General features: G+C 70.2%; 19 protein-coding genes and 1 pseudogene. 7 read left to right on the forward strand and 13 right to left on the reverse strand.

The window, feature by feature from the left end:
- Positions 1-81: 81 nt before the first annotated feature.
- Positions 82-195, forward strand: a pseudogene (locus tag G328_RS16890) (hypothetical protein); the annotation flags it as partial.
- A gap of 77 nt (positions 196-272) precedes the next feature.
- Positions 273-863 carry an IS30 family transposase gene (locus tag G328_RS15435; protein WP_083919655.1) on the forward strand — a complete coding sequence of 197 codons (591 nt, stop codon included), beginning with the start codon at positions 273-275 and terminating at the stop codon, positions 861-863.
- Positions 864-910: 47 nt separating this feature from the next.
- Here the strand turns inward: G328_RS15435 and G328_RS0112860 are convergent, their stop codons facing one another.
- The 3 genes from G328_RS0112860 to G328_RS0112870 all read right to left on the reverse strand — a co-directional run bounded on the left by G328_RS0112860 (position 911) and on the right by G328_RS0112870 (position 4,033).
- Positions 911-2,278 (reverse strand): LCP family protein, encoded by a 1,368-nt coding sequence (locus G328_RS0112860; RefSeq protein ID WP_040905891.1) that lies wholly within the window; start codon positions 2,276-2,278, stop codon positions 911-913.
- Between the two features lie 121 nt (positions 2,279-2,399).
- Positions 2,400-2,900 carry a 5-(carboxyamino)imidazole ribonucleotide mutase gene (gene purE / locus G328_RS0112865; protein WP_019619765.1) on the reverse strand — a complete coding sequence of 167 codons (501 nt, stop codon included), beginning with the start codon at positions 2,898-2,900 and terminating at the stop codon, positions 2,400-2,402.
- Positions 2,897-4,033, reverse strand: coding sequence for a 5-(carboxyamino)imidazole ribonucleotide synthase (locus G328_RS0112870; RefSeq protein ID WP_019619766.1), 1,137 nt, complete (start codon positions 4,031-4,033; stop codon positions 2,897-2,899). Before G328_RS0112870 ends, purE begins: the two co-directional genes overlap by 4 nt.
- A 220-nt stretch (positions 4,034-4,253) precedes the next feature.
- Between G328_RS0112870 and G328_RS15440 the strand changes: the two genes are divergently transcribed.
- A complete protein-coding gene (locus G328_RS15440) occupies positions 4,254-4,835 on the forward strand; it encodes a GtrA family protein (protein WP_019619767.1) in 582 nt (193 codons plus the stop codon).
- Between the two features lie 64 nt (positions 4,836-4,899).
- Here G328_RS15440 and ectB read toward each other — a convergent pair whose 3' ends face one another.
- From ectB to G328_RS0112895, 3 genes are read right to left on the reverse strand one after another with little or no spacing between them, the layout of a single operon-like run.
- The gene (ectB, locus tag G328_RS0112880; RefSeq protein WP_019619768.1) at positions 4,900-6,168 is read right to left on the reverse strand and encodes a diaminobutyrate--2-oxoglutarate transaminase; all 1,269 of its coding nucleotides are present in this window, start codon (positions 6,166-6,168) and stop codon (positions 4,900-4,902) included.
- Between the two features lie 49 nt (positions 6,169-6,217).
- A complete protein-coding gene (locus G328_RS16040) occupies positions 6,218-6,838 on the reverse strand; it encodes a PH domain-containing protein (protein WP_019619769.1) in 621 nt (206 codons plus the stop codon).
- Entirely contained in the window at positions 6,835-7,731 is an 897-nt protein-coding gene (locus tag G328_RS0112895) for a biotin--[acetyl-CoA-carboxylase] ligase (protein WP_019619770.1), read from the reverse strand. The genes G328_RS16040 and G328_RS0112895 overlap by 4 nt, the downstream gene beginning before the upstream one ends.
- 168 nt (positions 7,732-7,899) lie before the next feature.
- Between G328_RS0112895 and G328_RS0112900 the strand changes: the two genes are divergently transcribed.
- Positions 7,900-9,507: an acyl-CoA carboxylase subunit beta gene (locus tag G328_RS0112900; RefSeq protein WP_019619771.1), complete on the forward strand. Its 1,608-nt coding sequence runs from the start codon at positions 7,900-7,902 to the stop codon at positions 9,505-9,507.
- A complete protein-coding gene (locus G328_RS0112905) occupies positions 9,507-9,776 on the forward strand; it encodes an acyl-CoA carboxylase subunit epsilon (RefSeq protein WP_019619772.1) in 270 nt (89 codons plus the stop codon). Before G328_RS0112900 ends, G328_RS0112905 begins: the two co-directional genes overlap by 1 nt.
- An 87-nt stretch (positions 9,777-9,863) precedes the next feature.
- Here the strand turns inward: G328_RS0112905 and G328_RS0112910 are convergent, their stop codons facing one another.
- A complete protein-coding gene (locus G328_RS0112910; RefSeq protein ID WP_019619773.1) occupies positions 9,864-11,162 on the reverse strand; it encodes a class I SAM-dependent RNA methyltransferase in 1,299 nt (432 codons plus the stop codon).
- A gap of 121 nt (positions 11,163-11,283) precedes the next feature.
- Between G328_RS0112910 and G328_RS0112915 the strand changes: the two genes are divergently transcribed.
- Both G328_RS0112915 and G328_RS0112920 read left to right on the forward strand, forming a co-directional pair.
- Complete coding sequence (locus G328_RS0112915; protein WP_019619774.1) at positions 11,284-11,919, forward strand: Maf family protein; 636 nt, start codon at positions 11,284-11,286, stop codon at positions 11,917-11,919.
- A gap of 58 nt (positions 11,920-11,977) precedes the next feature.
- On the forward strand, positions 11,978-13,000 hold the full coding sequence (locus tag G328_RS0112920) for a hypothetical protein (RefSeq protein WP_019619775.1): 1,023 nt from the start codon (positions 11,978-11,980) through the stop codon (positions 12,998-13,000).
- 27 nt (positions 13,001-13,027) lie between these two features.
- Here the strand turns inward: G328_RS0112920 and G328_RS0112925 are convergent, their stop codons facing one another.
- From G328_RS0112925 to G328_RS0112950, 6 genes are all read right to left on the reverse strand, one after another.
- Positions 13,028-14,566 (reverse strand): aldehyde dehydrogenase (NADP(+)), encoded by a 1,539-nt coding sequence (locus tag G328_RS0112925; RefSeq protein ID WP_019619776.1) that lies wholly within the window; start codon positions 14,564-14,566, stop codon positions 13,028-13,030.
- Positions 14,567-14,642: 76 nt separating this feature from the next.
- On the reverse strand, positions 14,643-15,644 hold the full coding sequence (locus G328_RS0112930) for a proline racemase family protein (RefSeq protein ID WP_019619777.1): 1,002 nt from the start codon (positions 15,642-15,644) through the stop codon (positions 14,643-14,645).
- Entirely contained in the window at positions 15,644-17,155 is a 1,512-nt protein-coding gene (locus tag G328_RS16835) for an FAD-dependent oxidoreductase (protein ID WP_019619778.1), read from the reverse strand. The genes G328_RS0112930 and G328_RS16835 overlap by 1 nt, the downstream gene beginning before the upstream one ends.
- A complete protein-coding gene (locus tag G328_RS0112940; RefSeq protein WP_019619779.1) occupies positions 17,152-17,475 on the reverse strand; it encodes a (2Fe-2S)-binding protein in 324 nt (107 codons plus the stop codon). The genes G328_RS16835 and G328_RS0112940 overlap by 4 nt, the downstream gene beginning before the upstream one ends.
- A complete protein-coding gene (locus G328_RS0112945) occupies positions 17,472-18,671 on the reverse strand; it encodes an NAD(P)/FAD-dependent oxidoreductase (protein ID WP_019619780.1) in 1,200 nt (399 codons plus the stop codon). Before G328_RS0112945 ends, G328_RS0112940 begins: the two co-directional genes overlap by 4 nt.
- Positions 18,672-18,831: 160 nt before the next feature.
- Positions 18,832-19,500 carry a GntR family transcriptional regulator gene (locus tag G328_RS0112950; RefSeq protein ID WP_019619781.1) on the reverse strand — a complete coding sequence of 223 codons (669 nt, stop codon included), beginning with the start codon at positions 19,498-19,500 and terminating at the stop codon, positions 18,832-18,834.
- Positions 19,501-19,623 lie beyond the last annotated feature (123 nt).

The raw sequence follows: 19,623 nt of genomic DNA on the forward strand, positions 1-19,623 counted from the left end.
GGTGCGTCGCCCGTTCGGGCGGCACGCCTGCTCGGGATTGGTATCCAAACCGCGGCCAGGTGGCGGCGGAAGTATGTCGGGATGACCGCTATCGAGTTGCGCGACTACGCCCCGTTCACGATCGAGCACGACGAGATCGGGCGGGGCTTGTCGTTCGAAGAACGCGTCGTGATCCAGGCCGGGATCCGGGACGGGCGCACTCAGTCCCGGATCGCGGCCGATATCGGCCGGGACCGGTCCGTGGTGGGTTACGGCAAGACCTGGCGAAACAGTTGTCGCTGGGCCGCACCCACCGCAAGTCGCGCTCGTCCACGGACCTGCGGGGACGAGCGGTGTACGCGGACGCGTTCAAGATCAGTGAACGCCCGCCCGAGGTCGAAGACCGTGCCGTGCCGGGACATTGGGAAGGCGATCTGATTGTCGGGCCAGGGAGCAAGTCCGCGATTGGCACGCTCGTGGAACGCACGACCCGGTTCGTGATCTTGCTACACCTGCCGAACGGGCACACCGCGGCTCAGGTCGCAACGCAAATGCTCCGGCAGATGCGGCATCTGCCGGAGCATTTACGTCGATCGATCACGTGGGACCGGGGAACCGAGTTAGCGGAGTACCAGCGGACCGAAACCGAGCTGGTCGAGGCCGTGTATTTCGCGGACCCGCACTCGCCCTGGCAGCGCGGATCGAACGAGAACACGAACCGGTTGTTACGGCATTGGTTCAAAAAGGGCAGCGACCTGTCCGGGTACACGCAGCAGGATCTGGACGTGGTCGCGCGCAAACTCAACACGCGACCCCGCCCGACCCTGGACTACGACACCCCAGCCAAACGCCTCAACCAGCTCCTTGTTGCATCCACCGGTTGACACCGCCAGCCTCAAAACAGCAAAAATCGACCACTCAACTGGGGTAGTTAGGGCTCGGGGACGTGGCCGTCAAGGGCGTCCTCGATGAGGGTGTGGCCGTACTCGTAGTCGGGCACGACGTCATCAACCTCGAACAGCGGCGGCGCGAGATCGAGGCGCACGTTGTCGTCGCGGCCGCGCGACTTCAGCGCGAGATCGGCCACGATGCCCACCTCGCCCTTCGGGAGATCAGTCGTCACTACCTCGTCGACCGCGTTGAGAATCGCGCTCGAGTGCTGCGCCATCGCGCCCGGCAGCTGCGCGATGATCGCATCCTGCAGCTCTCGCTGCCGCTCCATGCGCGCGTAGTCGGTCGTCTCGTAGCGGCTGCGCGCGTACCAGAGCGCCGTCTCGCCGTTCAGGGTCTGCAGGCCAGGTTCGATGTAGGCGGTCGGCGGCGTCCAGCCCGGCGAGCCGTCGTCGTTGATGCCCATCGCGATGCGTTCCTGCACGTCGATCTCGACGCCGCCCATCGCGTCGACGAGGTCGGCGAAGCCCTGCATGTTGATCATGACGTAGTAGTGAATGTCGAGGCCCGTAATCCATTCGACGGCGTCGCGGGTCGCCTCGATGCCGGGCTCCGACCCCTTGCTCTCGGCGTCGGGGTACATGTCGTAGTCGTACACGGTCACCTCGGTGTACACCGAGTTGAGGTAGCAAACGTCGACGTTGCAGGCCGAGTAGTCGTCGGGATACATGTCCTTCATCGGCCCGTCGACGAACCCGAAGTCGGTGAGCGTACGCGGCAGGCCGATCGTCGTGAGCCGACCCGAGACGACGTCGAAGCTCATGACGCTGATCGAGTCGGGCCGCACGCCCTCGCGGTCCTCCCCCTCGTCACCGCCGAGCAGCATGATGTTGATGCGGCCGTCGGTCGGCATCTTCAGGCCGCCGTTCGGTCCGCCGAACAGGTTCTCGACCGTGTTCCGCACGACCCCGAGCTGCGTCGCAACGAAGCCGCCGACAAACACCGGGGTCACGCACGACACGAGCGCGACGACGAGCACGAGTCCGCGCGCGAGCGCGTCAACCCGAATGAGCCGCGCCTGCCGCAGCGTCTCGACCATCGTCACGGCCATCCAAATGCCGTAGCCGAGGAAGAACCAGGCGGTGAGCCGCAGCCCCCACGAGGTCGTCAGCGGGAACAGCAGCAGGCTTCGCAGCAGAAACCACAGCGCCACGACCGCGATGATCGCGAACAGGCAGAACAGCCAGAGCCGCAGCCCCGCGCGACCGAACCGCCGGTTGCCGGCGAGCAGCGGCCCCGCGCCCGGCACGAGGAGGTTCGCGACGATGAGCCACCACGCGCGCCGAGTCATGAACTCCGGCGACGAAAGGTCGGGAGTGCGCAGCGGTCGGGCGGAAGTTCGTTGCATGTGGTGAGAAACCTAGGTCGCGGATGCGGTCAGTGGCGGCACGTGCGGACGCCCCGAGGGAATATACCCCCGGCCGCCCTGGAGTACGTGGACTGCCACCGCGCGCTGCCGGAGCGGGCGCCTACAGCTGCGCCTTGAGCGCGTCGTTCTTCTCAGCGACCATCGCGGTGAGTCCGTCGGCGTACGCCTGCAGCCGCGCCGCAACCTCGGGGTCGTGCGAGCCGATGATGCGGGCCGCGAGGATACCCGCGTTCTTCGCGCCGCCGATCGACACGGTCGCAACGGGGATGCCCGCGGGCATCTGCACGATCGAGAGCAGCGAGTCCATGCCGTCGAGGTACTTGAGCGGCACGGGCACGCCGACGACCGGCAGGGTCGTCATGGATGCGACCATGCCCGGCAGGTGCGCGGCCCCGCCGGCCCCCGCGACGATGACCTCAATGCCGCGGGCGGCCGCTCCGCGCGCGTAGTCGACCATCTTGTCGGGCGTGCGGTGCGCCGACACGACCTCGACCTCGGCGGCGACGCCGAGCTCGGTGAGAATGTCGCGGGCCTCGTGCATGACCCGCCAGTCGGAGTCTGACCCCATGATGATGCCCACGCGGGGCGCCTGGTCGCTCACTTTGCGGCCTCCTCGTCGTCGAATCCGGCGGCCGCGGCGCGGGCGGCGTAGGCGACCTCGTCGACATTCGCGCCGCTCACGGTCACGTGCCCCACCTTGCGGCCCGGGCGGGCCGACTTGCCGTACGTGTGCAGCTTTGCCTCGGGGTGCCGGCGCATCACCTCGGCGAAGCGGTCGGTGATCGCGCCTTCCTGCGGCCCGCCGAGGACGTTGATCATGACGGTCGCCGCGTCGCGCGCCTCCGCCGACCCGAGCGGCAGGTCGAGCACGGCCCGAAGGTGCTGCTCGAACTGGCTCGTGCGGGCGCCGTCCATCGTCCAGTGCCCCGAGTTGTGCGGGCGCATCGCGAGCTCGTTCACGAGTACGCGACCGTCGTTCGTCTCGAACAGTTCGACCGCGAGCACGCCGGTGACGTCGAGGCCTTCGGCGATGCGCTCGGCGATCTCGCGCGTCACGTCGCTTTCCCGGGCGCTCGCGCCGGGCGCCGGGGCGAGCACCTCCTTGCACACGCCGTTCTGCTGCACCGTCTCGACGAGGGGCCACGCGACGATCTCGCCCGACGGGCGGCGCGCGACGAGCTGCGCGAGCTCGCGGCGGAAGTCGACGAGTTCCTCGACGAGCAGCGCGTCGAAGTCGCCGAACCAGTCGTCGCCCTCGCTGCCGGCGCGCACGATCCGCACGCCGTGCCCGTCGTATCCGCCCCGCGGGGTCTTCAACACGGCGGCACCGCCGTGCTCGCCGATGAACGCGTCGAGCTCGGCCGCCGAGGTCACCTCGGCCCACTCGGGCACGGGCGAGCCGAGCTCGGTGAGCCGTTTGCGCATCTCGAGCTTGTCTTGCGCGAACCGCAGCGCGTGCGGGCCGGGATGCACGGCGACACCGTCGTCGACAAGGGCCTGGAGCACCTCCTGCGGCACGTGCTCGTGGTCGAAGGTAATGACGTCGACCCCGCGCGCGAACTCGCGCACCGTGTCGAGGTCGCGGTAGTCGCCCACCTGCGTCGCCGCGAGCCGGGCCGACGACCCCTCGGCCTCGGCGAGCACGCGAATCTCGAGCCCGAGTTCGACGGCCTGCGGCACCATCATTCGGGCGAGCTGCCCACCACCGATAACCCCGACGACTGGTACTGGCATGAATATCCTTCGGAAGTTGTAAGTCAAAGCCGCAGCTGTCGAGTTTGCAGCCTCGGCGGCGATACTGATGCTGGCGTAACCGCGGCTCGGCGACGACCGCATCCCGCCCATTCTCGCACCCGAACGCTGGCGCACCGAGCTTCGGCGCAGGCGCGCGTGCGAGAATCGTCGGCGGCGAAGCCGCCACACATTGCACCCGAGCCCACACGGAAGCGCATTGATGAGACAACAGCCGCAACGCGACGATGACCCGTCGTGGCGCGATTCACGGCACCCACACTCGGGCGCCATTGCGATCATCGCGGCCGAAGAAGCCGACGCGCGCACGCACCCCGATGCGCATCCACGCCGCGGCAGCCGCGACTGGTGGGGCCACCTCGTCACGCAGTTGTTCAAGTTCGGCCTCATCGGCGGGCTCGGCGTCATCGTCGATATGGGCGTGTTCAACCTGCTGCGCGCGACGGTGCTGTCGCCGAGCGAGGTCACGTGGGGCCCGATGGCGGCGAACATCATCGGCACGCTCGTCGCGATCGTCTTTAACTGGGCCGGTAACCGCTTCTGGACGTTCCGCAAGGAACGCCACATCACCTCGACGTCGCGCGAGGCGATCGAATTCTTCGCGGTGAGCATCGCGGGACTGCTCATCGGCCTCGTGCCGCTGTGGATCACCCACTACGGCATCGGCTGGACCAGCCCGCTCGCCGACAACATCTCGAAGCTCGTCGGTATCGGCCTCGGCTCGATCTTCCGCTTCGCGCTCTACCGCTGGTGGGTCTACTCGCCCCGCCGCGCCGTCGCGTAGCTTCGCACAACGACGAAACTGGGCGCCACGTTCCCGTGACGCCCAGCCATGACCGCGAGGTTCGCTACGACTTGACCTCGGCGAGCGAGCGAGCCGCACGGGCGAGCAGGTCGATGCCGGCCTTGAGGTCGGCCTCGTCGATGACGAGCGGCGGCAGGAACTTCAGCACCTGGTCGTCGGCGCCCGCGCACTCGATGATGAGGCCGTTCTTGAAGGCCTCCTTGCTCATGCGGCCGGCCCAGGCACGGTCGGTCTTCGACTCGATGCCAAAGACGAGGCCGCGGCCGCGCACCTCGAGCTCGAGCTTCGGGTGCTCGGCGACGATCGACTCGAGTCCCTCGCGCAGCGTCTCGCTCAGCTTCGCGATGTGCCGCTCGAGCTCGGTGTCGGCCCAGTAGGTCTCGATCGCGCGGCGGGCCGCGACGAACGCGAGGTTGAGGCCGCGGAATGTGCCCGAGTGCTGGCCCGGCTTCCAGACGTCGAGGTCAGAGCGAATGAGCAGCAGCGCCATCGGCAGGCCGTAGCCGCCGATCGACTTCGAGAGCGTGACGAGGTCGGGCACGATGCCCGCCTCTTCCCAGCTGAAGAACTTGCCGGTGCGACCGACGCCGACCTGAATGTCGTCGGCGATGAGCAGAATGCCGCGCTCCTTCGTGAGGGTGCGCAGGCGCTGCAGCCATTCGCTCGAGGCGACGTTGATGCCGCCCTCGCCCTGCACCGTCTCGACGATGACGGCGGCCGGGTGGTCGACGCCGCCCGAGGCGTCGTCGAGCATCTTCTCGAGCAGGTCGAGCGTGTCGAAGTCGGCGCCGAGGTAGCCGTCGTAGGGCATGCGGGTGACGTTGCCGAGGTCGACCCCGGCGCCCTTGCGGAAGTTCGCGCCCGCGGTCGCCGAGACGGCGCCGAGCGACACCCCGTGGAAGGCGTTCGTGAACGCGATGACGTTGCTGCGGCCCGTGGCGATGCGCGCGAGCTTCAGCGCGGCCTCGACGGTGTTCGCGCCGGTCGGGCCCGTGAACTGCACACGGTAGTCGAGCCCGCGGGGTTCGAGGATGTGCTGTTCGAAGGCCTCGAGGAACGCGCGCTTTGCGCTCGTCGCCATGTCGAGGCCGTGCACGATGCCGTCTTCGACGATGTAGTCGAGCAGCGCCTGCTTGAAGTTCTCGTTGTTGTGACCGTAGTTCAGGGTGCCTGCGCCGGCGAAGAAGTCGAGGTACTCGGTGCCGTCTTCGGCGGTGATGCGCGCGCCCTTGGCCGACGTGAACACGGCCGGAAACGCGCGGATGTATCCGCGGACTTCGGATTCGCGACGATCAAAGACATCCATGTTCATGCTGGCCTCCTCGGCACTTTGTTGGCCCGGTTGTGTGTCTCGTTCGACACTACCGCGCGGGGTTTCCCGTAAGCTCACGCAACGCCTGCGTGACGGTCACGGCGTTCGGCACATCCCGCAGTTCGAGCCGCAGGCCACTCACCGAGAGCAGCACGATCGTGCCCGAGCCGAAGATCGACTGCCACGCGTTGCGCCGCATCTCGACGCTCGCGACCTGGTGGTGCGGCAGGTCGTGCGTCGTGTTCGTCGTCTGCCCCTTGCGGGTCGTCGTGCGGTAGGTCGTGATGGTGTAGCGCGTGCGCAGCCAGGCGATCACCGGCACGAGCCCGAGCGCGACGAACGCGGCGCCGGCGAGGATGCCCCACCACAGCCACGCGCCCGGCTCGCGCACCTCGCGGAACGAGTAGCCGATGACCCCGGCGCACGCGATCATGACGAGGCTCGGGAGCACGACGCGAATCGCGTGCTTGCGGATGCGCGCGATCGTCACCTCGGCGACGGCACGGGGTGCGTGGTGCTGAGCCGCGTGCTGCTGAGATGCGTGCTGCTGAGATGCGTGCTGCGCCGACACGTGCTGCGGCGCCGCCGGCTGCGCGTGCTGCTGCGGCCGGTACGGCGGCGGCTGGTGCCCCGGGTGCCCCTCTGGTGGCGGCGCGAACGGGCTGCTCACGCGTCGCTCCCGTCGGCGGCGAGGCGCAGGTGCTGCACGTCGCCGACGCGAAGCGTGTGCGTCGCGCCCTGTTCGTCGGTGACGAGCAGCTCGCCCGTCGACGTGATGCCCGAGGCGGTGCCGACGAGGTCGGCGTCGTCGAGCCGCGAGACGCGCACGCGACGGCCGAGGGTCGACAGGTGTTCGCGCAGCTCGTCGGCGAGCCCCGAGGTCTCGGCGTCGCCGTCGTGGGCGATGAGCGCGTCGATGCGCGCCGCGAGCTCGGCGACGTAGGCGGCGGCGAGTTCTTCGGCCGGCACGCGAATGCCGAGGTCGGTGAGCGCGGTCGCGTTCGCGAGCGCGTCGGCGGCGGCATACGCCTCCGACGCCTGCGCTGCCGCGAACGCCGCCCCCGCGGCGGCCGGTGGTGCGACGATCGGGATCGGTGTCGTGAGAGCCTGCGGGTCGCGCAGGTTGATGCCGGTGCCGACGACGCAAGCGAACCGCTCGCCGCCCACGATGACGCCGAGAATCTCGCCGAGGATGCCCGCGGTCTTGCGCCCCTCGACGAGCACGTCGTTCGGCCACTTCAGTTCGATGCGCGCGGCCTGTTCCTCCCCCGCGAGGCGCGCGAGGGTCGCTCGGAGCGCGAGCCCCGCGGCGAGCGTGACCCAGCCGATCGACGTGCGCGCCGCATCCGCCTCAAACTCGAGGTACGTCGAGATCGCGAGCGACGCGCCGGGGGTGTCGATCCACTCGCGCTCGAGGCGGCCGCGCCCGGCAGTCTGGTTCGTCGTGGCGAGCGACGCGTACTGCTCGATCGGGACCTCGTCGGCGAATTGCCGTCGCACGGCGTCGTTCGTCGAGTCGACCTCGTCGAGCCAGTCAATGTGGGGTGCACTCGCAGCAGTCATAGTGTTCCTATCTTCGCGGATGCGCCCGAGATCTTCGCGGATGCCTCCGAGATCTTCGCGAACGGGCCCGGTCAACGTCGCCGATTGTGACAATCGTCAAGAGATTTCCGTCTTCACTACGAGGTTTCATCCACATCTTCGGGCGCGCGCACGTATAGGCTGGGCCGGATGAATGACATGCCCGCCGAGCGCGAGCCCGAGGTTGACCTCTCAACCGCCGGCCGCATCCGAGATCTGAAGACCCGCCACGCCGAGGCCGTCACCGAGCCCGAGGCGCGCGCCGCCGAGAAGCAGCACGCGAAGGGCAAGAACACCGCCCGCGAGCGCATTCTTGCCCTGCTCGACCCGGGCTCGTTTGTCGAGCTCGACGAGTACGTGCGCCACCGCACCACCGCGTTCGACATGCAGAAGAACCGCCCATACGGCGACTCGGTCGTCATCGGCACGGGCACGATCCACGGCCGCAACGTCGCGGTCTACTCGCAGAACTTCACGGTGTTCGGCGGCTCGCTCGGCGAGGTCGCCGGCCAGAAGATCGTGAAGATCATGGAGCACGCACTGAAGACCGGCGTGCCGATCATCGGCATTCTCGACTCGGGCGGGGCGCGCATTCAGGAGGGCGTCATCGCGCTCGGCAAGTACGGCGAGATCTTCCGCCTGAACACCCGCGCCTCGGGCGTGATTCCGCAGATCTCGATCGTCATGGGCCCCGCCGCCGGCGGTGCCGTGTACTCGCCCGCCCTCACCGACTTCGTGATCATGGTCGACAAGACCTCGCACATGTTCGTCACGGGCCCCGACGTCATCAAGACTGTCACGGGCGAAGACGTCGGCATGGAGGAGCTCGGCGGCGCCCTCGCGCACAACAAGGTGTCGGGCGTCGCGCACTACCTCGCGTCGGACGAAGAGGATGCGCTCGACTACGCGCGCAGCCTGCTCAGCTTCCTCCCCGACAACAACCTCGCCGAGCTGCCGACGTACGACGCGCAGGTCGACCTCGAGGTGACCGACGCCGACCGGCAGCTCAACAACCTCATCCCCGACTCGCCGAACCAGCCGTATGACGTGCTCAAGGTGATCGAGTCGGTCGTCGACGACGGCGAGTTCGTGCAGGTGCAGGAGCTCTACGCCCCGAACGTCGTCGTGGGCCTCGCCCGCATCGAGGGCTCCCCCATCGGCATCATCGCGAACCAACCGAACCAGATGGCCGGCACCCTGAACATCGCCGCGGGCGAGAAGGCGTCGCGCTTCCTGCGCATGTGCGACGCGTTCTCGATTCCGATCGTCACGCTCGTCGACGTGCCCGGCTACCTGCCCGGCACCGACGAGGAGTGGTCGGGCGTCATCCGCCGCGGCGCGAAGCTGCTCTACGCGTACGCCGAGGCGACCGTGCCGCTCGTCACTGTGATTCTGCGCAAGGCCTACGGCGGCGCGTACATCGTCATGGGCTCGAAGCAGCTCGGCGCCGACCTCAACTTCGCGTGGCCGACCGCCGAGATCGCCGTCATGGGCGGCCAGGGCGCCGTGAACATCCTCTACCGCCGCGACATCAAGGCGGCCGAGGCGGCCGGTGAAGACGCGGCGGCGCTCGGCAAGAAGCTCGCCGACGAGTACACCTACTCGGTCGCGTCGCCGTACCTCGCGGCCGAGCGCGGCGAGCTCGACTCGATCATCGAGCCGGCCTCGACTCGCGTGACGATCACGAAGGCGCTGCGCTCGCTCCGCTCGAAGCGGGCGTCGCTGCCGCCGAAGAAGCACGGGAACATTCCGCTCTAATGTCGAACTCACGCCAACCGAAGGTGAGCATCCCCGACATTCGGCTCACCGATTCGCTCACGCCGGGCGACGCGCGCCTGCTGCGCGGCAACCCGACGGCCGAGGAGCTCGCGGCGATCGCGGGCACCCTCGCGGTGATGTTCGACGAGGGCACGCAGGTCGACCGGCCGCGCGACCGCCGCGAGCGCCTCACGCCGTGGCAGCGCACGCAGCGCTCGACGCGCGGCGGCATCAACGCGCACCAGTTCCTCTTCGACCGCTACCGCTGAGTCGGCGCACGGCAGGCCAGAACAGCAGAACGGCCCGGGCTTCGGCTCGGGCCGTTCTGCTGTGTTCGGGTTGCGGCGCCCCGCGCCCTACGCGCGTACGAAGGTCGCGACGGCCTCGACGTGGTGCGTGTTCGGGAACAGGTCGAACGCCCGCACCCGCGCGAGTTCGTAGCCCCGTTCGCGCAGCAGGCCGGTGTCGCGGCCGAGCGCGACGGGGTCGCAGGCGACGTAGACGAGCTGGCTCGGCGCGAGCTCGGCGAGGGCGTCGATGACGGGCTCCTTCGCGCCGGCGCGCGGCGGGTCGAGCACGACGGTGCCGCGACGCACGGATTCGCGAGTCGCCTCGTCGGCGTCGCGCGCGAGCTGCTGCAGGTAGCGGTCGACGCGGGCCGTCACCGCGGTCGCGCCGCCCCACTCCGAGAGGTTTGCGCGGGCGTGCGCGGTCGCCGTCTCGGCCGACTCGACCGATTCGAGGCGCACCTCGCGCGCGCCCGTGTGCTCGGCGAGGGCCGCGCCGAGCAGGCCGACGCCGCCGTAGAGGTCGAGGTGCTGCGCCTCGGGGTCGAAGGCGTCAGCGTTGATCGCGTCGCGCACGGCGTCGAAGAGCGTGACGGCGGCGTAGCGGTGCACCTGCCAGAAGCCGTCTTCGCCGACCGCGAAGTCGTGGTCGTGCACGCGCTCGTAGAGGGTCTCGGGCTCGCGGGCGGGCTTGCCGTCGGGGCGGCGGCGCAGGCGCACGTCGGAGTCCGACGGCGCGACGAAGTCGATGCGCCCGGGCGAACGCGAGCCCTCGGCGATCTCGGCGAGCGCGCGCGTTTCGAGCTCGGGGAACGCGAGCGGCAGCGACGCGACGTCGACGATGCGGTGCGAGCGCGCGGCGTACGGCCCGACGCGGCGGTCGTCGCCGACGTGCAGCGTGAGGCGCGTGCGCCAGCCGGTGCCGCGCGACTCGTCGTCGCCGGGGAGCGCCGCGACCCGCAGTTCGTCGAGCAGCCCCGACTCCGCGTCAAGCCCGCCGAATCGCGCGAGCGAGTCGACGAGCACGCGGCGCTTCAGCTCGCGGCCGAACTCCGGCAGTGCGTGGCCGAACTCGGCCCCGCCTGCGCGGTCGTCGGGGTCGCGGTCGAGGGCGGCCTCAGCCCAGACGTGGTCGACGCGCTCGGGCGACGCCTCGAGCGTCGACACGGTTTCGGCGCGGGCGAAGCGCTTGCGCACCTCGCTGACGCGCGCAAGCACGCGCTCGCCGGGTAGCGCATCCGCGACGAACACGACGCGGCCCGACGGGTGGCGGGCCACGAAAATGCCGCCGTGGGCGACGTCGCCGATCTCGAGTTCGACGAGATCGCCTTCGGTCAGCTCGGGCGTGGATGCGGTGGGGTCAGTCACGCTCCCCAGCTTAGTTTGGCGGCGCCGCCGAGTCGCGCCCGACTCGGGATGCGGTCGGCAGGGCCCGAGCGCTGCAGGGTTTGGGGCCTGCACGCTTTTGGGGCTGCCTAGACTTGCCCCCATGTCGCTGATTCTCGCCTCGACCTCGCCCGCCCGCCTGCAGGTGCTTCGCGCCGCCGGAATCGAGCCGCTCGTTCGGCCGAGCGAGGTCGACGAGGATGCGGTGCTCGCGGCCGCGGGCGACCTCTCCCCCGCCGAGACGGTGCTCACGCTCGCCCGCGCGAAGGCTCTCGCGGTCGCCGACTCGGGCGAGGCGCTCGACGGCTTCGTGCTCGGCGGCGACTCGATGTTTGAGGTGAACGGCGAGCTGCAGGGCAAGCCGCACACGCCCGAGCGAGCGCGCGAGCGCTGGGAGGCGCAGCGCGGGCAGACCGGCACGCTCTGGTCGGGGCACTGGCTCGTCGACCGCCGCGCGGGCAGCGAAGGTGGCGACGGGGTCGGGCTCGTGAAGTCGGCGCGCGTGACGTTCGTCGACGACCTCGACGACGCCGAGATCGACGCCTACGTCGCGTCGGGCGAACCGCTCTGGGTGGCCGGGGCGTTCACGATCGACTCGCTCGGTGGCGCATTCATCGAGCGCATCGACGGCGACCCGTCGACCGTCATCGGCATCTCGCTGCCGGTGGTGCGGCGGCTCGTGCGCGAGCTCGGCGGGTCGTGGCCCGCCCTGTGGAATCGCCCCGGCGCCGCAAGCTGACAGCAGCACTGCCGCGCGTGCGACCATGGTCGGAGTCCGACGAACACTGGAGATCATCGTGACTCGACGCACCGGCCCGATCGCCCTCGCCCTCACGTCCCTGTTCCTGCTTACTGCCTGCTCCGGCGCCGCCGACCCCGACCCGGCGGCGAACGACCCAGGCGCGAGTGAGCCGCCGGGCGCATCCGTCGACGAGACCACGCAGGCGGAACCCACCGCGACGTCGGCGCCCGATTCGTCGCTGCCGCTGAGCTGCCCGGGCGTCATGGCGAGCGACGACGCGTTCGAGCTCTCGATGACCGGGTGGGGGCTCAAGGAGCAGGTCGCGGTCACCGGCGGCGAGTTCCAGCTCGACCCGACTGGCGCATCCGGCGCGACGACCCCGGTCGACCGCGGGCTCAGCTGCTCGATCTACGGCGCCGACTACGAGGTCGGCGTCACGTTCTCCTACTTCGAGACGTCGGAGCGCTTCGACGGGCTCATCGCCGACCTCGAGGCGAACGGCTACGCGCTCGTCGACACCGAAACCGATCGAGCCGACTTCTACCGGCTCGAGGAATCACCGGAGGTCGGGCACGGGTTCGACCAGTTCGCCGTCATCGGCTCCGGCTGGGCGGTCGTCGGCTGGTCCGCGCTCGACCACGACCTCACCCCGTCGCTCTTCACGGGGCAGTTCCACGACGTCGACCCGAACGACTACCTGGCGAGCGACCAGGGCACGCTCGGCTGCTCGATGTTCCTCGGCGAACAGCGCAGTGACGACCCGGCGACGCAGGTGCCAATTGCCGAGGCGCACCAGCTCAGCGTGCTTCGCGGCGGCGACCGCGCGCTCACGACGAATCGCGACCATGAGTCCGAGAACTTCGACGTGCTCTGCGACCAGATCGTGTGGCACGAGGCCGAGTCCGCGCCCGAATCCTCGGGAGACGCGATCGCCACGACGCCCGAGTGCGAGATCTTTCAGCGTGGCGAGCGCGACTTCATCGCCGACTGCGGCGACGCGGGATACGCGGAGGTCGCCGCGAGCGAACTCACGGCGACCCAGGTGCGCACCCCCGCGTTCCGAGGCTTCGACGAGTAGGCCCTACCAGCTCGGCGCTGCCGGGAGCTACCGACCGGATGCGCCCCAGCTGCGGGATTCGCCGGCCTCGCTGATGCGCTGCGGCACGCCCCACGGATTCGAGTCGCGCACGGGCTCGGGCAGCAGTGCTTCGGGCATCGACTGGTAGGTCACGGGCCGCAGGAACCGATCGATCGCGGCGGTGCCGACCGACGTCGACGAGTCGTTCGTCGTCGCGGGCCAGGGGCCGCCGTGCGTCATCGCGTGCGTCACCGCGACGCCGGTGGGCCAGCCCCCGTAGAGCACGCGCCCGGCGACGAGCGTGAGCGCGTCGGTGAGCGCCCGCAGTTCGTCGCTCGCCTCGTCGGCGCCGGTCTGCAGGGTCGCGGTGAGGGCGCCCGAGAAGAACTCCGGCACGAGGTCGACCGGGTTCGTGCCCTCCGGCACCTCGACGAGCACCGTGAACGGCCCGAACACCTCGGCGAGCACCGCGTCACGGTTCGCGCGCAGGTCGGCGAGCGACACCGCGACGATCGTCGGGGTCGTCCAGCCGTGGCCCTCGTCGTCGACGGTGGCCTCGCCCGCGACGATCGTGCGCACGCCGGGAGCCGCGAGCACCTCGTCGCGGCGCCCCGTGTATCCGCGCGTGATGCCCGGGTTGAGCAGGCGCTGCCGGCCGAGCTGCTCGTTCGAGGCCGCCACCTGCGCTGCGATGCGCTCGTCGAGGCCGTGCCCCTCGGGCACGAACACGAAGCCCGGCTTCGTGCAGAGCTGGCCGGCCGACCCGGCGACCGCGCCGACGAGGCCCGCGACGAGGTCGTCGGGGCGCTCGGCGATCGCGGCGCGCGTCACGAACACCGGGTTCGTCGACCCGAGCTCGCCATAGAAGCGGATGGGCTGCGGCCGCGCCGCTGCGAGGTCGGCGAGCAGGCGGCCGACGTGCTCCGACCCCGTGAACGACCCGGCCTGGATGCGCGGGTCTTGCAGCACGGCCGTGCCGTTCGCCTGCCCCGAGAAGGTCGCGAACACCCCGTCGGGCATGCCCGCGTCACGGAGCGCTGCGGCGACAAGCTCGCCCGTGCGCTCGCTGAGGCGCGGGTGGCCCGAGTGCGTCTTCAGCAGCACCGGGCAGCCGGCCGCGAGCGCCGAGGCAGTGTCGCCGCCGGCAACCGAGAATGCGAAGGGGAAGTTCGAGGCCGCGAACACGACGACGGGGCCGACCGCGCGGCGCATCATGCGCAGTTCGGGCCGCACGCCGATCGCGAAGTCGTCGTCGTGCCGGTCGATGCGCACGTCGAGGTACGCACCCTCGACCACGACGTCGGCGAAGAGCCGCAGTTGCACCGCGGTGCGGTTGAGCTCGCCCCGAAGCCGCGCCTCGGTGAGCCCGGTTTCGGCCCCGGCGAGCGCGACGAGCTCGTCGGCGTTCGCGTCGAGGGCGTCGGCGACCGCGACGAGCGCGCGGGCGCGCGCCTTCGGCTCGGTCGCCGCGAATGCCACCGAGGCGCGGTCGGCCGCCGCGACGATCGTCTCGATCTCGGGCGCGAGGGGCGCGATGTTCGGGCTGTTCGTGTACGGAGTGGTCATGTGACGTGGGCGCCTTCCTGGGCTGGTGCGGTTGCCGGGTACTTGTGGTTCGCGGGTACGGATGCGGTCGGGCGGCTCAGAACTGGAAGCCGGCCGGGAACGGGTCGGTCGGGTCGAGCAGGTACTGCCCGATGCCCGTCACCCACGCGCGGCCGGTGATCGTGGGAATGACCGCGTCGTACTCGCCCACCTTCGTCTGCCCGATGAGCCGGCCGGTGAACTTGCTGCCGATGAACGATTCGTTGATGAAGTCGGTATCGAGCGCGAGCTCGCCGCGGCTCCACAGCTCGGCCATGCGGGCCGACGTGCCCGTGCCGCAGGGTGAGCGGTCGAACCAGCCGGGGTAGATCGCCATCGCGTGCCGCGAGTGCTCGGCGGTTGACCCGGGCGCGATGAACTCGACGTGGTGCGCGTGGTCGAGCCCCTCGATCGTCGGGTGCTTCGGCGCGTCGGTCGCGTTGATCGCATCCATGATCTTGAGCCCCGCCTGCAGAATCTCCTGCTGGTTCGCGCGGTCGAACTCGATGCCGATCTCGTCGAGGTCGACCATCGCGTAGAAGTTGCCGCCGAACGCGAGCGAGTAGGTGATCTCGCCGAGGCCGGGCACTTCGACCTTCGCGTCGAGCCGGTCGGTGTAGCTCGGCACGTTCTCGATCGTCACCGAGGTCGCGTGACCGTCTTCGACGTTGACGCGGGCGATGACGAGCCCCGCGGGGGTGTCGAGCCGGATCGTCGTGACGGGTTCGACGACCTCGACCATGCCGGTCTCGACGAGCACGGTCGCCGTGCCGATCGTGCCGTGGCCGCACATCGGCAGCAGCCCCGAGACCTCGATGTAGAGCACGCCGAAGTCGCAGTCGTCGCGCGTCGGCGGCATGACGATCGAGCCGCTCATCGCGCCGTGGCCGCGCGGCTCGGTCATGAGCAGCGTGCGCAAGTGGTCGAGGTTTTCCTGAAAGTACCGGCGCTTGTCGTTCATCGTTTCGCCCGGAATCGGGGCGAACCCGCCCGTGACGACACGGGTCGGCATGCCCTCGGTGTGGGAGTCGACGGCAGAGAAGAGCAGTTTCGAACGCATCATGCCTCGCTTTCGGCGGCGACGCCGCTGGTGGGTTGGTGGTCTCTCGGGGTGGGTGTCGCGGATGCGCGGGGCTGGCACGCGCCGACGCTCGCGAGGTCGCCGAGCCGCACCGGCGTGACGACCGGGCGGCGGTCGGTGCTCGCGCCGTCGCCCTCGGGCGACCCCGTGAGGTCAGCGAGTAGCGCCTCGACGTTGCGGCCGCAGATGCGGCCCTGGCAGATGCCGAGGCCGGCACGGGTCGAAAGCTTCGTCGAGCGCAGGCCCGGGGCGCCCGTCGTGCGCACCGCATCCGTGAAGGTGCCGACCTTCGTTTCTTCGCAGCGGCACAGGAGCGTGTCGCGCTGCAGCCACGCAGTCCAGCCCCGACGGATGCCGTGCGCGGCCTCGAGCCGATCGGCGAAGTGCACGAACGTGTCGCGCGAGCGCACGGCCCGGCGCAGCGCCCGGTCGCCGGGCGCACCGCCCGCGGCGCAGTAGCCGGCGATCTCTCCCTCGGCGAGCGCCGAATCGCAGCCGCCGATCGAAGTGATCTCACCCGCGGCATAGACGCCCGGCACGCTCGTGCGCTGACGTGCATCCACTCGCACGAACCGCTCGGGGCTGATCTCGCAGCCCGCGGCGATCGCAAGCTCGATGCGCGGCGTGAAGCCGTGGCTCACGCAGACGGCGTCGGCCTCGACGTCGAACTCGGTGCCGGCGATCGGCGCCCACTTCGCGTCGACCTTCGCGAGGGTGACCCGCTCGACATGCGTCGTGCCGTGGGCCGCGACGACGACGTGGCCCGTGCGGTACGGCACGCGGTGGCGCACGTGCGCCGACACGTATTCGAGCAGTTCACCGCCCTTGTGCGCGGCCCCGAGCATGCGCCACGGCGCCTTCGCGACCCAGTGACGCAGGTTGCGCAGCCGATTCGCCTCGTAGACGCCGACCACACGGGCGCGGGCGGCGACGAGCGACGACATGACGGGAAGGAGGAAGGGGCCCGCGCCGGCGACGACGACGCGCTTGCCGACGGCAATGCGCTCGCTCTTCGCAAACGCCTGCGCCGCGCCCGCGGTGAAGACACCGGGGAGGGTCCAGCCGGGGAACGGCAGCGTGCGGTCGTGCGCGCCGGTCGCGAGCACGAGGGCGTCGGGTTCGAGGCGTGACGGTTCGCGGTCGACGCTATCGGGCGGGCCGGTGAGCACGTTGAGCGCGGGGCGACCGTCGGCGGTCGTCTCGAGCGACCACACCTGCGACTCGAGCCGCACGTCGCAGCGGGGATGCGCAAGCACGGCGTCGCGCAGCGACGCGTAGGTGTCCCAGTTGTGGTGGAGCTTCGCTTCTTTCGCGCCCGCGCGCTCCTCGGGCAGGTGCCGCCAGAACTGGCCGCCGAGCGCATCCGACGATTCGAGGAGCGTGACGCGGGCACCCGCCGCGAGCGCGGCCCGCACCGCGGCCATCCCGGCCGGCCCGCCGCCGACGACGACCACGTGGCGGCCGTCGGGCGTTGCTACTTGCGCGGTCATTCCTTCACCTCCGGCAGTTCGTCATGCTGCGGGTCGATCGCGTCGCCGTCGCACGCCCGGCGCTGGCAGGCGCGCACGTCGCGCTCGCCGTTCACCGTGACAATGCAGTCGAAGCAGACGCCGATGCCGCAGAAGAGGCCGCGCGGGCGGGCGTCGACCGACGTCGTGCGCCACGAGAGGATGTCGTTCGACATGAGCACCCCCGCGATCGTCTGCCCGGCCTCGCCCTCGAGCTCGGTACCGTCGAAGCGCACGCGGAGCGCCGCGGCGCGCTTGCGGCCGATCGGGTCGTCCTCGGCGCGAATCAGTCGTGCGGTCATGCGGCCACCTCGAGGTAGGGCTTCAGGGATGCGCGGCGCAGGTCGAACGGCTCGGGGTCGATGTCGCCGAGCGGGCTCGTGGCGGTGCCGCCGAGGATGCGCGCGGCGAGGAGTTCGGCCGTGACGATCGAGAGCCCGATGCCGGCGCCCTCGTGGCCGGAGGCGAAGAACAGCCCCTCGACCCTCGGGTCGTCACTCGCGATCGGGAGATGGTCGGGCATGTAGGGCCGGAATCCGCCGTAGGTGCGCATGATGCTCGCGTCGGCGAGGAACGGAAACACGCGCAGGGCCTTATTCGCCATCTCGGCGAGCACCTCGGCGCGCATCGCCTCGGCGAATCCCACCTGCTCGCGGCTCGAGCCGATAAGCACGGTACCGGCCTGCGACGACTCAATGACGGCGGCGGTCTGGAGCGCAGCGTCGGCCGACTGCGTCGCCCCGAAGTAGTCGCCGTCGTAGACCTTGTGAAAGACACGATGCGGCATGCGCGAGGTGACGAGCACGTTCCCGCGGCGCGGCGCGACCGGCACGGGTGCGCCGAGGCGGGTCGAGAGTTCGCCCGTCCACGGGCCAGCGGCGACGACGACGTGCTTTGCCTGGATCGTGCCGCGGGTCGTCGTCACGCCCGACACCGCACCGCGGCGGTCGCGCTCGAGCCCCGTGACCTCGTGCGAGTTGAACGAGACCGCCCCGTGCCGGCGGGCGACCGCGAGCAGCGCCTCGGTCGTGATCGTCGGCTGGATCTGCGAGTCCTGCGGGTAGTAGACGGCCGCGGTGATCTCGGGATTGAGCCACGGCTCGCGCTCGAGGGCCTCGTCGTGCGTGAGCACGCGGGCGTCGACCCGCGCGTCGCGCTGCGCCGCGGCGAACTCGATGAGCGGCTCGGCGCCGGCCTCGGTCGTCGTGACGACGATGCCGCCCTTCGGCTCGAACTCGACCGACGGCATGGCCGACCCGAGCTCCTCCTCGAGCGACCGCGCGAGCGTCGGCCACATCGCGAGCGAGTGCAGGGCGAGGTCGAGTTCGGGCCCGGCGCCCTTGTCAGAGACGAGCAGATTGCCCTCGCAGTGACTGCTCGTGCCGCTCGCCGGCAGCGAGCGTTCGATGACGGCAACCGTCGCGCCCCGCTGCGTGAACGCGTGGGCGCAGGCTGCGCCGACGATTCCCGCACCGATCACGGCGATATCGAATGCCATGACACCTCCCTGGGTCGACGCTGACGCGAACTCGAAAGTAATATGTCACACACTACGACCGCGCAAAATGTGGCGCAAGCCGACCGGAGCGGCGGGCGAATCGGCGGGAACTCGGCGCGCAGCCTCCGGCGACAATCGCCCCCGAAAACTACACCGGGGCCTACTCCTCGGCGCGACCGACCCAGATGCCGACCGTGTGGCCGACGTGTCGGCGCATGATCTCTTCGGCGAGGTCGGCGTCGTGCTGCAGCAGGGCCTCAATGAGCTCGTGATGCTCGGCAGCCGAGGCCGCAAGATGCCCCGATTCGGCCATCCGCTGCAGATTTCCGAGGCGCGCGCGGGCGCGCAGGTCGTTCACCATCTCGGTGAGCAGCGGGTTCCCGAGCATCGACGTGAGCCGCGCGTGGAAGTCGAGGTCACCCTCGAGGTAGAGCTTGAGGTCGCGCTCCTCGGCGCCCTGCTTGATGCGGTCGGCGAGCTCGCGCATCTCGTCGGCGCGCGCGGGGTCGAATTCGGGCGCGAGGCGGCGCATACTCGGCGGCTCCAGCAGCATCCGAATCTCGGCGACCGACTCGAGCTCCTGCTCCGACACCTCGGTGACCCGGAACCCCTTGTTTCGCACGGGCTCGACGAGGCCGCGCCGCGCGAGCTCCAGCAGCGCCTCCCGCACGGGCGTCGCCGAGACCTTGAACTCGACCGCGAGCGTCGGCACCGTGAGCAGCTGCCCCGGCTCAAGCTGACCACTCACGACCGCGGCAGACAGCGCCCGCTCGACCTGCGCCCGAAGGCTCGGCCGCTCCGCCACATCAGCGTTCAGTGAAAAGGTCACCCTCGCCCCCCCTTCTCCTCGGTCAACTCGCCAAATGGTACCGCGTGACATGTCGCCACCTTCCGAGCGCCCTCGGGGGAACTGCACGCGCGCCAGCTGATCGAGATTCATTTCCTTTGCCTC

This window comes from [Zimmermannella] faecalis ATCC 13722 (assembly GCF_000381765.1).
GTDB classification, from domain to species: Bacteria; Actinomycetota; Actinomycetes; order Actinomycetales; family Microbacteriaceae; genus Gulosibacter; species Gulosibacter faecalis.